The following is a 15,040-nucleotide window of genomic DNA, read 5'->3' as shown; positions in this document are numbered from 1 at the left end:
ACATCGTCGGCCGGATGCGGGAGGCGTTCCGGGGCGAGCAGCGGGTCGACCCGGACGCCCTGATCGCCCGTCTCCAGGCGGTCCAGCGTTTCCTCGGCGCCGCGGACGGTCTGGTGCCGGACAGCCGGCTGGTCCCCGCGCACACCGTGGTCGAGCGGGCCGGGACCCGGCTCGCCCTCTCCGGACACCACACCGTGGTCGCCCTGGCCGGGGCGACCGGCAGCGGCAAGTCGAGCCTGTTCAACGCCCTCGCCCGGCTGGACCTGTCGCCGGTCGGCGTCCGCCGGCCCACCACCGGGGTGGCGCACGCCTGCGTCTGGGGGCCGCTGGACGGCGCGTCCCGGCTGCTCGACTGGATCGGGGTGCTGCCCCGGCACCGGTTCGTCCGGGAGAGCGCCCTCGACGCCGACGACGAGTCCGACCTGCACGGCCTGGTCCTGCTGGACCTGCCCGACTTCGACTCGGTGCAGCGGACCCACCGGCTGGAGGTGGACCGGCTGCTGGGCCTGGTCGACCTGGTGGTCTGGGTGGTCGACCCGCAGAAGTACGCCGACCGCGTGATCCACACCAACTACCTGCGCGAGTTCCACCGGCACAAGGACGTCACGGTGGTGGTGCTCAACCAGGTCGACCGGCTCCCCCCGGCCGACCTGCCCAAGGTCCTCGACGACCTGCGCCGGCTGCTCGACGCCGACGGCCTGGAGGGCGTCCCGCTGCTGCCCACCGTCGCGGTGGACCCGGTCGGGCTGGACGGCCTCCGCGCCGAGCTGGCGCGGACCGTCGCCGAACGGCAGGCCGCCCTGCGTCGGCTGGCCGGCGACGTGGACATCGTGGTGGACGGGCTGGAGCCGCTGGTCGGCCCGGAGCCGCCGCGCACCGGGCCGGGCGACGCCTCGGCGCGGGAACTCACCTCGGCGCTGGCCGGGACGGCCGGGGTGCCGACCGTGGCCGAGGCGGTCGAGGCCGCCTACCGGCACCGGGCCGGCGGCTCGACCGGCTGGCCGCTGGTCCGGGGCTGGCGGCGGCTCCGGCCGGACCCGCTGCGCCGGTTGCACCTGCCCGGCGGGAATCCCGACGCGCCGGCGGAGAGCCTGGTGGCGGCGACCTCCGTACCCGATCCGACTGCCGCGCAGCGCTCGGCGCTCAACCTGGCCATCCGCGCGGTGGCCGACCGCTCCGCCGCCGACCTGCCGGCGCCCTGGCCGGCCACGGTGACCACGGCGGCCCGGTCCCGGCTGGCCGACCTGCCGGACGCGCTGGACCACGCGGTCGCCGCCACCGACCTGGGCATGGCCGGCCGGCCGGTCTGGTGGCGGGTGGTCGGCGGGCTCCAGTGGCTGGTCACGCTCGCCGCGGCGGCCGGGCTGGGCTGGCTGGTGTTCGGGTACGCGCTGCGCGTGCTCGGCCTGCCCGCGCCGGACTACCCGAAGCTCGGCGAGGTGCCCTGGCCGACCGTGCTGCTCCTCGGCGGCCTGCTGGCCGGGCTGCTGGTGGCCGCGCTGACCCGGCCGCTGGTCGGCTGGGCGGCGCGCCGCGCCCGGTTGCGGGCCGAGCAGCGGCTGCTGACCTCGGTGGGCAGCGTCGGCGAGAAGTACGTGCTGGACCCGGTCTGGGCCGTGCTGGCCCGCTACGCCGACGCCCGGGAGGCGCTGCGCGACGCCGCCCGGCGCTGACCGGTGTCCTCGCGGACGAGGGGGCGTAGGGTCGGTGCATGGCCACGCCACAGACCCCTTTCGAGGCGGTGCTGCACGCCGCTCGCGACGTGACGAGGCTCGACTCCGCCCTCGACGCGGAGATGCTCGGCGCCGCCCTGCTGGGCAGCGTCTACGCCATCGCCGAGTCCGACCGGGAGACCGCCGTCCGGGAGTTCGTGACCGGGTTCCTCGCCGCCACCTCCCGCCGCCGCAGCGCCGCCGCCACCACCATCCGCGCCGTCTTCGCCGCCCTCGTTCCGGACGCCGAGGGCGCCGGCCGGGTCCGCGCCGGCGCGTACACGCCGTCCTGGGCCGCCCAGCTCGGCCGGGTACGCCTCACCGGCACCTGGGCGTACGGGGACGTGTACGGCGACCAGACCTCCTACCTGGCCACCTTCGCGTACGACGACGTCGAGGGCGGCCCGGAGCACGCGCTCGTCGCGCTGGTCGACCACAACATCGGCATCACCAAGGACGTCTTCGTCGGCGGTCCGGCCGGACGGATCGTGGAGCAGGCCCGGGAGATCTGCACCGAGGACGAGTTCACCTGGTTCCGCACCGAGGACCCGGCCCGGATGCACGCGGAGGTGAGCCGTCACCTGGCGATCACCGACCAGCTCGGCGAGTTGCCGGCCCAGGGCTCGCTGGCCACCGATCGGGCGCTGGTCGGCGCGCGGCTGGCGGTGCTGCCCGGACGGCCCGGCGCGGCCGACGCCGGGGAGGTCCCGCCGGCCTCTGACGAGGAGCGGACCCGGCTGGTCCGGAGCTTCCTCGGCTCGCCCGAGGCCCGCCGGCTCGGCCTGGACGCGGTGACCGACGCGGAACTGCCCTCGCTGCACTTCTGCCTGGGCCTGCTGCTGGACCACGCGGCCAGCTTCCCGGACGCCGACCCGATGCGGTGGAGCCCGACCGTCGCCGAGCTGTTCCTGCTGGACTGGGTGCATCGTCGGGCCGTACTGGACATGGACGACGCGGCGATGCTGCCGAGGGTGCTGCGCGGCTGGGCGGCGTACGCGGCCCGCAGGCGGGGGCTGCCGGACGCCGCGGCCCGTCGGACGGACGAGGCGATCGGGGAACTGGTCCCCGAGTTCGCCCGCCTCTACAGCACCGGCGAGCGGCGCAGCCCGGCGACGGCCGCGGTCGCGCAGCTCATGGCGGACGGCGTCGACCCGGACGACCCGGCCGCCCTGGACGCCTGGATCGAGGCCAACCGGCACCGCCTCACAGACGACCCGGCCTGAGCCCACCGGCCCCGCTCCGGCCGCGCGGGCGGCTCAGGTGCCGGCTGCCGCGCCCGTGCCACGGGCCCGGACGGTGCCGGTGGGCAGCGGCGAGGGATGCGGGCTGGGCAGGACCACGGGGGCGACCGGCAGCCGGCGGTGCGGCACCGGGGTGGGCACCGGCGGCCCGGCCCGCTCCGGGCGGTGGCCGGCGGGCGGGTGCGACCTGCCCGGGCGGTGGTGCGGGCCCGGCGCGCTGGCGCTGGGTTCCGGTCCGGCACTGGGGCTGGGGGTCGGCGCGGGCGGATCGACCGGGGGTGGGTTGGCCGGCGGCGGACCGTCGGGCGGGGCGCCGGCGGTGGCCGTCGGGTCGCCGGCCGGGCTGGCGAACGTGCTGGTCGGCTCGGCTGTCGGGGTGGCTGACGGGTCCGGCGTGGCCGGTTCGGAGGCCGACGGCGAGGGGGTCGGCGACGGGACCGGTGCGGTGGTCGGGGTGGGCCCGGGGGCGGGCGGCGGTGGTACGGCCGGCCGGGGTCGCCAGGCCGAGCCGAGATCGGGGTCGTTCGGCAGCACCGGCGCGGCCGGCATCAGCGGCAGGGCTGCGGGCGGGGTGGTGGCGGCCGGGCCGATCGCGGGCGCCCTGGTGGGCAGGAGGGGCGGCTGGCTGCCGCTGGGCAGCGGAACCACCACCGGCCCGACCGAGGGGGTCGGGATGAACGGGCTGCCGCCGTCCGGCAGCGCGCTGTTGCCGACGGTTGCCGAGCCGGCGTTGAACGCGGCGAGGATCGGCATGGACGCGGTGCCTGCGAGCAGCGCCACGGTGAACAGATAGCCCCGGGTCGGACCGCCGGTGCCGGCCGCGCGGTGTGCCCCGATCACCCGGCGGTAGCCGGGCCGGGGGGCCGTCCGGTGGCGGCCGAGGAGCGGCGTACCCGGACCTGCTGCTGGCTCGGACACCGGCACACTCCTCGCACGTCGACCCGGCGGCAAACCCGACGGAAGGCGTCAGACATCGAACCGGACAAAGGCCGTTTAACACCCACCCAGGCACCAGTCAGCTTGAACCAGTGACGCTCAGTTCACCAGTCGCCACCGCGTGTCGACACACAATTTGTCCGTCGGCCGGCGGGCCCCGAGGCGACAAAACGTTCATCCGTCGCGAACCCGATCGAACGTCACAGGCAGGGGAGGCCATACTGTGGGCCCGCTCACCTCCTCTGCAATCATTCAGGCACGACGGCAACGCAGCCGCTACCTCCGCGCACCCCGCGGCTGGTGCGGAACGACGCCGGCGCTCCCGGGCCGGGTTCATGAGACGGACCCCGGCTCACGCCGCGCGGCAACCCTCACCGGGGCTAGGCGCGGCCGCCAGGGACCGACCCGGCACCAGCCGGGCGGGCGCACGATGTGCGCGGCACGGGTCACCCCCCGGCCGGCGCAGACCAGACAGGGAGAGACGGATGGCAAAGGGCGACCCCGGGGCCGCCGCCCGCAGCAGGCGGGCCGCACCCCGTTCCAAGCGCGCCGCCGTAGCGGGCGAGCCGGAACTCGTACAGCTGCTCACGCCGGACGGCGAGCGGATCGAGAGCGCGCTCGGCCCGGACGGGACCGAGTACCGGGTGGACTTCACCGACGAGGAGTACCGCGGGCTCTACCGTGACCTCGTGCTGGTCCGGAAGCTCGACGCCGAGGCCACGGCGCTCCAGCGTCAGGGCGAGCTGGGCCTCTGGGCCAGCCTGCTGGGCCAGGAGGCGGCGCAGGTCGGCTCCGGCCGGGCGCTGCGCGCGCAGGACATGGCCTTCCCGACCTACCGCGAGCACGGTGTCCTCTACTGCCGGGGCATTGACCCGATCATGCCGCTCGGCCTGTTCCGCGGCGTCGACCAGGGCGGCTGGGACCCGAACGAGTTCAAGTTCAACATGTACACGATCGTGATCGGGGCGCAGACCCTGCACGCGACCGGGTACGCCATGGGCGTCGCGATGGACGGCAAGACCGGCGGCGACGAGGGCGAGGCGGTGATCGCCTACTTCGGTGACGGCGCCACCAGCCAGGGCGACGTCAACGAGTCCTTCGTCTGGGCCAGCGTCTTCAACGCCCCTCTGGTCTTCTTCTGCCAGAACAACCAGTACGCCATCTCCGAGCCGCTGGAGCGGCAGACCCGAGTTCCGCTGTACCAGCGGGCGGGCGGCTTCGGCTTCCCCGGCGTCCGGGTGGACGGCAACGACGTGCTCGCGTCGTACGCGGTGACCCGGCACGCGCTGGACAACGCGCGGCACGGCCAGGGCCCGAGCCTGATCGAGGCGTACACCTACCGGATGGGTGCGCACACCACCTCCGACGACCCGACCCGTTACCGGATCGCCAGCGAGGTCGAGGCCTGGCAGGCCAAGGACCCGATCGCCCGGATGAAGGCGTTCCTGACCAAGCAGCAGATCGCCGACGAGTCGTTCTTCGCCGAGGTCGACGAGCAGGCCCGGACCGAGTCGGTGCACCTGCGCGAGCGGGTGCTCGCCATGCCCAACCCGGAGCCGGTCAGCATGTTCGACCACGTCTACCCCAACGGGTCCCTCGAGCTCGACGAGCAGCGGGCCCAGTTCAGCAAGTACATGGAGTCGTTCGAGGGGAGCGCCCACTGATGGCCACGGAGACGCTCACCCTCGGCAAGGCCCTCAACACCGGCCTGCGCAAGGCCCTGGAAAACGACCCGAAGGTCGTCATCATGGGCGAGGACGTCGGCAAGCTCGGCGGCGTCTTCCGGATCACCGACGGCCTGCAGAAGGACTTCGGCGACCAGCGGGTGATCGACACCCCGCTCGCCGAGTCCGGAATCATCGGCACCGCGGTCGGCCTGGCCATCCGCGGCTTCCGGCCGGTCTGCGAGATCCAGTTCGACGGCTTCGTCTACCCCGCGTACGACCAGATCGTGTCGCAGGTGGCGAAGATGCACTACCGCTCGCAGGGCAAGGTCCGGATCCCGATGGTCATCCGGATCCCGTACGGCGGCGGCATCGGCGCGGTCGAGCACCACTCGGAGTCGCCCGAGGCGTACTTCGCGCACACCGCCGGCCTCAAGGTCGTGACCTGCGCGAACCCGCAGGACGGGTACTCGATGATCCAGCAGGCGATCGCCTCGGACGACCCGATCGTCTTCCTGGAGCCGAAGCGGCGCTACTGGGAGAAGGGCCCGGTCGAGCTGGACGCCCCGCTCGCCGACGCGTACCCGCTGCACGCCTCCCGGGTCGCCCGGCCGGGCACCGACGCCACCGTGCTGGCGTACGGCCCGATGGTGCGGACCGCGCTGGACGCGGCCACCGCCGCCGCCGAGGACGGCCGGGAGCTGGAGGTCATCGACCTGCGCTCGCTCTCCCCGCTGGACCTGACCGCCGCGTACGAGTCGGTGCGGCGCACCGGCCGCTGCGTGGTCGTCCACGAGGCTCCGGGCAACCTGGGCCTCGGGTCGGAGATCGCGGCCCGGATCACCGAGGAGTGCTTCTACTCCCTGGAGTCCCCGGTGCTGCGGGTCACCGGCTTCGACACCCCCTACCCGGCCGCCCGGGTGGAGGAGGAGTACCTGCCCGACCTCGACCGGGTGCTCGACGCCGTCGACCGCACCTTCGGCTGGTGATCGGCATGTCGCGGATCAAGGAGTTCAACCTTCCCGACCTGGGTGAGGGCCTGACCGAGGGCGAGATCCTCGCCTGGCTGGTCAAGGTGGGCGACGTCATCGAGCTGAACCAGCCGATCGTCGAGGTGGAGACCGCCAAGGCGGCGGTCGAGATCCCGGCGAAGTGGGCCGGCCAGGTGCAGGCGATCTTCCACCCGGAGGGGGCCACCGTCGAGGTGGGCACCCCGATCATCGCGATCGACACCGACCCGGGCGCCGGGCCGGTCGAGCAGTCGACGACCGGCGCGCCGGCCGCCGACCTGCCCACCCCGTCGGCCGCCTCGCTGGCCGCCGTCGAGATCGCGCCCGAGGAGGGCATGGTCGAGCCGGGCCTGATCGGCGGTGCCGCCCCGGGTGGTCGGACCGCCGTGCTGGTCGGCTACGGCCCGCGGACCACCGCGGCCAAGCGCCGCCCGCGCAAGGCCACGGCGCCGGCCGGGAGCACGGCCGCGCCGGTCCAGGCCGCGCCGGTCCCGGCACCGGTGTCGCCCGCCCCGGCGGCGAACGGCACCGGCCGCGCCACCGGGCCGGTGCTGGCCAAGCCGCCCGTCCGCAAGCTCGCCAAGGACCTCGGCGTCGACCTCGCCGGGCTGACCGGCTCGGGCCCGCTCGGCTCGATCACCCGGGAGGACGTACAGCAGGCGGCGAGCGGGACCCCGGCGTCGGCCGAGCCGCTGACGGTCACGGCCCCGACCACCGCGGCCGCGAGCTTCGGCGCGGACCGCGAGCAGCGCATCCCGGTCAAGGGGGTACGCAAGCTCACCGCCGAGAACATGTCGCGCTCGGCGTTCACCGCCCCGCACGTCACGGAGTTCCTGACGGTCGACGTGACCCGGGCGATGAAGGCCCTGGACCGGCTCCGCGAGCGGCGCGAGTGGCGCGAGGTGCGCGTCTCGCCGCTGCTGCTGGTTGCCAAGGCGGTGCTGCTCGCGGTGAAGCGTCACCCGATGGTCAACTCGACCTGGACCGGCGACGAGATCGTGGTCAAGGAGTACGTCAACCTGGGCATCGCGGCGGCCACCGAGCGCGGCCTGATCGTGCCGAACATCAAGGACGCCGGCCGGCTCTCGCTGCGTGAGCTGGCGGACGCGATGACCGGGCTGGTCCAGACCGCCAAGACGGGGAAGACCTCCCCGGCCGACATGTCCGGCGGCACGCTGACCATCACCAACGTCGGCGTCTTCGGCGTCGACACCGGTACGCCGATCCTGCCCCCGGGCGAGTCGGCCATCCTCGCCTTCGGCGCGGTCCGGGAGATGCCGTGGGTGCACAAGGGCAAGGTCAAGCCGCGCCTGGTCACCACGCTGGGGCTCTCCTTCGACCACCGGATCATCGACGGCGAGCTGGGCTCGAAGTTCCTCCGCGACGTCGGGGACTTCCTCGCCGATCCGGAGGCGGCGCTGCTCGCCTGGACCTGACGGTCCATCGCTCCGGCGACGGCCGGTGTGCATCGGGTGAACACCCGGCACACCGGCCGTTGCCGTTGAGGGGCGAAATCTTCGGCAACATGGGGTTCTTGACCTACGATCCTTAGGTACGTGGCTCAGCTCACCTAATAATCGATGGAAGTTGGGCGTGCTCTGCGGTTCAATAGAGACATCAAGGGGCTGACAACCGAATAGCCAGGAGGAGAGACCCAAGATGAGCATGATCGAGCGAATCCGCACCCGCCGCGACGCCAACCGCCGTGCCCGCGCCATCGAGCACGCCCTGCGTTCCGCCAACTCGCCCGCGGTCCGCGAGGAGCTCCTCGCCATCGCCCAGCGTCACATGAGCTGACGCCCCCCTACTTTCCTCACCTCCTCCAGTTCGAAGACCCGCCCGGTGTGACCGGGCGGGTCTTCGGCGTTTCACGTCGATTGACACCGGGATTCCACCTCGCCGCACCGCCCGGTACGGTTGGGCACGGTCGCCACCCGCCCACCTCCGGACCGATCGCGACGAGAGAAACCGATCGCCAGTGTCCGGCGACGGTGAGTGACGGCCGGTGCTCCCCAGGGCGCCTCCAGGCGGCCACCGGATACGGTGCGGGGAGCCCGCACGGCCGGTACCCCGCCGGCAACGCCGGCGACCATGCCGACGGTCCCGATCGGCATCGGTGGCCGACATGTGATGGAGGAGGCGCACCCATGACGTCCGAGGCCCCGCACCGCCCTGGCCAGGAGCCGGGCGAGGTGTCGCCGGGCGCCGGCGGACCGGCGCCGTACGGCGACCGCCCGGCCCCGCAGGACAACGGGTACTCCGGCGCTCCCGACCTCGGCTGGGCTCCGCCCCCGCCGGCCGGTCAGCCCGCCCAGCCGACCCCGGCCTGGACACCGGACGACCAGCCGCCCGCCTGGGCTCCGCCGGGAGGTCAGCCCGTCACCAACCGTGGCTCCGCCCAGGTGCCGGCACCCGCCGAACCGGGTGCCTGGGGCGGATCTCCGCAGGCCGCCTGGGCCCCGCCCGGCGAGTCGACGCCACCGGCCTGGGGCAACCCGGCCGAACACAACGCGCCCGCCTGGCCCGCCCCGGCTTCGCACGGCGAGCCGCCGACCTGGGCCCAGCCGGGTGAGCCGGGCAGCCGCGGCGCCGCGCAGGTGCCCGCCCCCGCCACCGTGCCGCACGAGACCTGGGCCACGCCGGCCGCGCCGCAGCCGGAGGACGCGAACCGCTCCGGCGGCTGGGCCGTGGGCGCCGCCGCGCAGCAGGACGACCCGAACCGCTCCGGCGGCTGGAACGCCCCGCAGCAGGATGAGCAGCCGGCCTGGGGCCAGCAGGGCGACCAGCCGGCGCCGGCCTGGGCCGAGCCGGCCGCCCGCGCCGCCGCCAAGGTCCCGGTGCCCGGCCAGGGTGACAACCACTGGGGCGCGCCGGACGACCCCGCCCGCTCGGGCGGCTGGGCGGCCGGCACGCAGCAGGACGACCCCGCCCGCTCCGGCGGCTGGGAGGCCGAACCCGCCGGTCCGCGCGACGCGGACCCGGACCGCTCCGGCGGCTGGGCCGCGGGCCGGGCCGCCGACTCCCCGCAGCAGCCCGCCTGGGGTGCCTCGGACGAGCAGCGCCCCGCATGGGGCGACGCCGCTGCCGCGCCGCAGCGTGACCAGGACGACCCGGCGCAGCCCGGCTGGGCCGCCGCCGCCCCGACGTCCGGTGACCGGCCGGAGGCCGGTGCCTGGGCCCCGGCGGAGTCGCCCGCCCGGGCCAGCGCCTCCGTGCCGTCCCCCGACTCGCCACCCGCGTGGGGCGGCAACCAGGACAACCCGGCGCAGTGGACGCCGCCCCAGCGCCCGACCATCCCGGAGGCCGAGCCATGGGCACCCGGCGAGGCGTGGGGCCGGGCCGCCGAGGCCGAGCCGGCCGAGTCGGCGTCGAACGGCTGGGAGCCGAACCGCGCCGAGGACGCGCCGGTCTACGAGCCGGCGCCGGGCCCGGGCATCTCCGCGGCGAACGCCGTGCCGCTGCCGCCGCAGGAGCAGCGCGTGCCGGGAGCCGCCCTGGCCGCCTCGCCGCCCTCCGACTACATGCCTTCGGGCCCGTTCGGCCCGGCCGCCGAGTCGGCCGAGCACGGCCCGCAGGGGTACGAGCCGGAGCGGGCCGCCTGGGGCACGCCCGAGCCGACCCACGAGGAGTCGCAGTCGCCGGCCGGTCCGGTGGTACCCGCGCCGCGCACCTCCCCGGAGTCCGGGACCGTCTCGGCCAGCGCCTCGGTGCCGGTGGCCAGCCGGGTGACGCCCCCGACCGACCAGCAGCTGCACGGGGCCGGCGTGCCGGCCCCGCAGCCTCGGGTGTACGGCCGGCCCACCCGCAGCGAGGACGAGGAGAGCGCGGGGCCGGACGCCCCGAACGGCTACCCGGAGCAGGGGCCGCGCTTCGACGAGCACGGCCCGCAGTCCCGGATGGAGGAGCCCGAGCGGGCGAACGCCTTCGGCGAGGTTCCCCCGCCGTCGTCGCCCGCCGGTCCGCCGCCCTTCCCGACCGGCATGCCCTCCTTCGTCGATCCGGCCGGCAACAACCGCCCGGTGAACGGGGTGCACCCGCAGAGCGCCGAGCACCCCGGGGACCCGTTCGGCGCGCCCGGCGATCCCTTCGGCGGTCCCGGTGTCCAGCGCGACCCGTTCGACGGCCCGGGTCCGTTCGGCGGCCCCGGCGGACAGCCGGACCAGTTCGGCACGCCGGCTGGCCAGCACGACCAGTTCGGCGCGCCCGGCGGACAGCCGGACCAGTTCGGCGCGCCGGCCGGTGGCCGGGCCGCCGTCGCCGTGCCGGGTCAGGGGCAGGGCGCGCCGGGTGGCTTCCCGGCCGCGTTCCCGCCACCGCCGCAGCAGGCCCCGCCCCCCTGGCAGCAGGGCCCGGCCGGCGACCCGGAGCAGGGCCGCTTCGACGCCTTCAAGCCGGAGGCGGAGACGCAGACCGAGGCGCCCGCTCCGAAGGTGCGCAACGGCAGGGTGCTGGCCCTCGTGCTGATCGCGGCGGTGCTGATCCTCGCCGTTCCGCTCGGCGCGCTCGCGCTGCTCGGCAAGCTCGGCGGCGACCACGGGAAGGCAGCCCCGTTCGACCCGGCCGTGGGCTCCTGCATCAAGCAGTCCGGCACGACCGCGGCGGCGGCCGACTGTGGCGAACAGGGCGCGTTCACCGTCGTCTCGAAGGTCGACAGCAAGGACAAGTGCGCCGACCCGACGCAGCCCACCGTGTCGCTCAAGGGCGTCGAGGGGAACCGGGTGCTCTGCCTCAAGCCGGCCGGCAGCTGACAGATCCTCGACGGCGGGGCCACGGTTTCCGTGGCCCCGCCGTCGTGCGTAGCGGGGTCGGTGAGCGGTCACCTCCGTCGCACAACCTCGCCGGCTGTCACGTACACCTCTCCACCACCCCGTCGGGCGGCCGGCCGCCGCCGGTGCGGCACGATGGGGGCATGAGCGCACGCGTACGCGCCCCCGAACTGCGGGGTCGGGCCTGGCTGAACACCGGTGGGAAGGCCGTCACCCTGGCCGACCTGCGCGGCAAGATCGTCCTCCTCGACTTCTGGACCTTCTGCTGCATCAACTGCCTGCACGTCCTCGACGAGCTGCGCCCACTGGAGGAGCGCTACGGCGACGTGCTGGTCGTGATCGGCGTGCATTCGCCCAAGTTCGAGCACGAAAAGGACGCGGACGCCCTGGCTGCGGCCGTCGAGCGGTACGGCGTGCACCACCCCGTGCTCGACGACCCCGAGCTGGACATGTGGCAGCAGTACGCGGCGAAGGCCTGGCCGACCCTGGCGGTGGTCGACCCCGAGGGCTACGTGGTCGCCACCATGGCCGGCGAGGGGCACGCCGAGGGGCTGGCCAAGCTGATCGACGACCTGATCGCCACCCACGAGGCGAAGGGCACCCTGCACCGGGGCGAGGGCCCGTACGTCCCGCCCGCCGAGCCGGAGACCACGCTGCGGTTCCCCGGCAAGGTCGTGGCGCTCGACGGCGGCAACCTGCTGGTTTCCGACTCGGCCCGGCATTCCCTGGTCGAGCTGGCCCCCGACGGCGAGAAGGTGGTCCGCCGGATCGGGTCCGGCACCCGGGGCCACGCCGACGGCCCGGCCGACAGCGCCACCTTCTCCGAGCCCCAGGGGCTCTGCCTGCTTCCCCCGCACGTCGCCGAGGTGGCCGGGTACAACGTGGTCGTCGCGGACACGGTCAACCACCTGCTGCGCGGCGTGCGGTTCGACACCGGCGAGGTGGTCACGGTCGCCGGCACCGGCCGGCAGTGGCGTTCCACGATCGACGACCACGCGCACGACGCGACCTCCGTCGACCTCTCCTCTCCCTGGGACGTGGCCTGGTACAACGACAAGATCGTGATCGCCATGGCCGGCATCCACCAGCTCTGGTGGTTCGACCCGGTCAAGCGGACCGCCGGCGTGTACGCCGGGACCACCGTCGAGGCGCTGCGCGACGGGCCGCTGCCGGACGTCTGGATGGCCCAGCCCTCCGGCCTGTCCGTCTCGGCCGACGGCAGCCGGCTCTGGATCGCCGACAGCGAGACCAGCGCCGTCCGGTACGTCGAGAACGGCGTGCTGAGCACCGCCGTCGGTCAGGGGCTCTTCGACTTCGGGCACGTGGACGGGCCGGCCGAGCGGGCCCTGTTGCAGCACCCGCTGGGGGTGTGCGCGCTGCCCGACGGTTCGGTGCTGATCGCCGACACGTACAACGGCGCGGTACGCCGGTTCGACCCGGAGACCGGCCAGGTCGGCACGGTGGCGGCCGGGCTGGCCGAGCCGAGCGGCCTGGTGCTCACCGCCGAGGGCGACGTGCTGGTGGTCGAGTCGGCGGCGCACCGGCTGACCCGGTTGGCCCCGGGCGCGCTCACCGCCGCTGGCGCGAGCACGGTGGACGGCCCCCGGCACAAGCTGGAGCGGGAGCCGACCGACGTGGCGGCCGGCGACCTGACCCTGGACGTCATCTTCACGCCCGCGCCCGGGCAGAAGCTGGACGAGACGTACGGGCCGTCGACCCGGCTGGTGGTCTCGGCGTCCCCGCCGGAGCTGCTGATCGAGGGGGCGGGGACGACCACCGACCTGTCCCGCCGGCTGGTGGTCGACGGCTCGGTGGCGCAGGGCGTGCTCCAGGTGACCGCCCAGGCGGCCACCTGCGACGCCGACGTCGAGCACGCCGCCTGCCACCTGACCCGGCAGGACTGGGGCGTCCCCGTACGCGTGGTCGAGGGCGGGGCCAGCCGCCTCCCCCTGATCCTGCGGGGCATGGACGACGCCTGAGCGCGCGGCCCCCGCTCGTCGGGCGGGGGCCCTGCCGCCATCGCCGGCGGCCCGCTCATTTCACGCGAACGGAGTGAGCGGGACCCCGGCGTCGATGAGGACGGCCCGGACCAGTTCGGCGGAGCGCACCGCGCCGGGGGTGTCCCCGTGCAGGCAGATCGACTCGACCTGGCACGGGACCACGCTGCCGTCGACCGCGACGACGGTCCGCTCGGTGGCCATCCGCACGGCCCGGGTGGCCACCTCTTCCGGATCGCTGACCAGCGCGTTGGCGGCGGTACGCGGCACCAGCTGGCCGTTGGGCAGGTAGTTCCGGTCGGCGAAGCCCTCGGCAACGACCCGCAGCCCGGCGCCGACGGCGAGCTGGGCGAGCACCGAGCCGGGCGGGCAGAGCAGCGGCAGTTCGTGGTCGTAGCTGCTGACCGCGGCGACCAGCGCGGCCGCCTGGGCCTCGTCGCAGGCCGCCGCGTGGTAGAGCGCGCCGTGCGGCTTGACGTAGCGGACCCGGGAGCGGAACAGGCGGCAGAAGCCGTCGAGCGCCCCGATCTGGTAGATCGTCTCGTCACGTAGTTCGGCGAAGTCGTACGCGATGTGCCGCCGCCCGAAGCCCGCGAGGTCCCGGTAGCCGACCTGGGCACCCACCGCGACCCCCCGGGCGCCCGCTGCGGCGCAGACCCGGTGCATGGTGGACGGGTCGCCGCCGTGAAAGCCACAGGCGACGTTGGCGGAGGTGATCAGCGCCAGCAGCGCCTCGTCGTCGCCGAGCCGCCAGATGCCGAATCCCTCGCCGAGGTCAGCGTTGAGGTCCATGGAACCTCACCGTAGTCCCTGGCCGGGCCTGCGCGAGCGGGGTCACGTCGTCCACCACCCCGACGACCGGGTATCCGCCGGTGGTGGGATGGTCGGCGAGGAAGATCAGCGGTTGGCCGTCCGGCGGCACCTGCACCGCGCCGAGGACGAGGCCCTCGCTGGGCAGCTCCCCGGCCACCGCGCGAGGCAGGGCCGCGCCGACCAGTCGCGCGCCGACCCGGTTGCTCAGTGGGCTGACCGTGTACGCGGTGCCGAAGAGCAGGCCGAGTGCGGTGTCGCCGAACCAGTCGTGCCGGGGGCCGAGTCTCAGCGTCAGCCGCAGCTCGGCGGGAACGGGCGGGACGACGGTGAGGTCGACCGGGCCGGGCGGGGCGATGGCCGGCCCGAGGGGCAGCCGGTCGCCGTCGCGTACCGGGGGTGGGCCGAGACCGGAGAGGGTGTCCGTGGCGCGGCTGCCGAGCACCGGCTCGACCGCGACACCACCGGAGACGGCGAGCCAGGTCCGCAGGCCGGTACGGGCCGCCCCGATGCGCAGCCCCGTCCCGGCCGGCAGGGAGAGCGGCCGGCCCACGTCGCCCGGCCGACGCTCGACCGGGCGGCCGCCGGGGGGCGGCCCGACGACCGTGTCCGGCCGGGCTACCGCCGGTCGCTCGACCAGGACGGCCACCTCCGCGCCGGTGAGCGCCACGGTGACGGCGCGGCTGAAGCGCAGCTCGCAACCGGTCAGGGTGATCTCCAGGCCGGCGGCGTTCGCCGGGTTGCCGACGAGCCGGTTGGCCAGCATCAGCGCAGCCGGGTCGAGCGCTCCCGAGCGGGGGACGCCGAGGTGCGCGTACCCGGGCCGACCCAGGTCCTGCACGGTGGTGAGGGCACCGGCCCGGAGCACCTCGACCATGGGGGCGGACCCGCTCACGGCGCCACC

Annotated in this window: 11 protein-coding genes; 8 read left to right on the top strand and 3 right to left on the bottom strand. The window is 75.1% G+C overall.

Annotated elements, in window-relative coordinates:
- Window positions 1-14 precede the first annotated feature (14 nt).
- Window positions 15-1,673, top strand: coding sequence for a GTPase (locus tag ACL02O_RS18015; RefSeq protein ID WP_412819287.1), 1,659 nt, complete (start codon window positions 15-17; stop codon window positions 1,671-1,673).
- A 38-nt stretch (window positions 1,674-1,711) separates the two neighbouring features.
- Entirely contained in the window at window positions 1,712-2,935 is a 1,224-nt protein-coding gene (locus tag ACL02O_RS18010) for a hypothetical protein (protein ID WP_412819245.1), read from the top strand.
- A gap of 33 nt (window positions 2,936-2,968) precedes the next feature.
- Here ACL02O_RS18010 and ACL02O_RS18005 read toward each other — a convergent pair whose 3' ends face one another.
- Complete coding sequence (locus ACL02O_RS18005; protein ID WP_412819244.1) at window positions 2,969-3,871, bottom strand: hypothetical protein; 903 nt, start codon at window positions 3,869-3,871, stop codon at window positions 2,969-2,971.
- A 503-nt stretch (window positions 3,872-4,374) separates the two neighbouring features.
- On the opposite strand from ACL02O_RS18005, the gene pdhA reads away from it, so the two are divergent.
- The 6 genes from pdhA to ACL02O_RS17975 all read left to right on the top strand — a co-directional run bounded on the left by pdhA (window position 4,375) and on the right by ACL02O_RS17975 (window position 13,308).
- On the top strand, window positions 4,375-5,553 hold the full coding sequence (pdhA, locus tag ACL02O_RS18000) for a pyruvate dehydrogenase (acetyl-transferring) E1 component subunit alpha (protein ID WP_412819243.1): 1,179 nt from the start codon (window positions 4,375-4,377) through the stop codon (window positions 5,551-5,553).
- A complete protein-coding gene (locus ACL02O_RS17995; RefSeq protein ID WP_412819242.1) occupies window positions 5,553-6,542 on the top strand; it encodes an alpha-ketoacid dehydrogenase subunit beta in 990 nt (329 codons plus the stop codon). Before pdhA ends, ACL02O_RS17995 begins: the two co-directional genes overlap by 1 nt.
- 5 nt (window positions 6,543-6,547) lie before the next feature.
- Entirely contained in the window at window positions 6,548-7,999 is a 1,452-nt protein-coding gene (locus tag ACL02O_RS17990) for a dihydrolipoamide acetyltransferase family protein (protein WP_412819286.1), read from the top strand.
- Window positions 8,000-8,222: 223 nt separating this feature from the next.
- The gene (locus tag ACL02O_RS17985) at window positions 8,223-8,360 is read left to right on the top strand and encodes a hypothetical protein (RefSeq protein WP_013283356.1); all 138 of its coding nucleotides are present in this window, start codon (window positions 8,223-8,225) and stop codon (window positions 8,358-8,360) included.
- Between the two features lie 350 nt (window positions 8,361-8,710).
- Window positions 8,711-11,311, top strand: coding sequence for an LppU/SCO3897 family protein (locus ACL02O_RS17980; protein ID WP_412819241.1), 2,601 nt, complete (start codon window positions 8,711-8,713; stop codon window positions 11,309-11,311).
- Between the two features lie 161 nt (window positions 11,312-11,472).
- Entirely contained in the window at window positions 11,473-13,308 is a 1,836-nt protein-coding gene (locus tag ACL02O_RS17975; protein WP_412819240.1) for an NHL domain-containing thioredoxin family protein, read from the top strand.
- Window positions 13,309-13,368: 60 nt separating this feature from the next.
- Here ACL02O_RS17975 and ACL02O_RS17970 read toward each other — a convergent pair whose 3' ends face one another.
- Both ACL02O_RS17970 and ACL02O_RS17965 read right to left on the bottom strand, forming a co-directional pair.
- Window positions 13,369-14,118 carry a LamB/YcsF family protein gene (locus ACL02O_RS17970; RefSeq protein ID WP_412819239.1) on the bottom strand — a complete coding sequence of 250 codons (750 nt, stop codon included), beginning with the start codon at window positions 14,116-14,118 and terminating at the stop codon, window positions 13,369-13,371.
- On the bottom strand, window positions 14,102-15,031 hold the full coding sequence (locus tag ACL02O_RS17965; RefSeq protein WP_412819285.1) for a 5-oxoprolinase subunit C family protein: 930 nt from the start codon (window positions 15,029-15,031) through the stop codon (window positions 14,102-14,104). Before ACL02O_RS17965 ends, ACL02O_RS17970 begins: the two co-directional genes overlap by 17 nt.
- Between the last annotated feature and the right edge of the window lie 9 nt (window positions 15,032-15,040).

Origin of the sequence: Micromonospora mangrovicola (genome assembly GCF_047200535.1) — a bacterium.
Classification (GTDB): domain Bacteria; phylum Actinomycetota; class Actinomycetes; order Mycobacteriales; family Micromonosporaceae; genus Micromonospora.
This window is presented reverse-complemented; position numbering and strand designations above follow the sequence as displayed.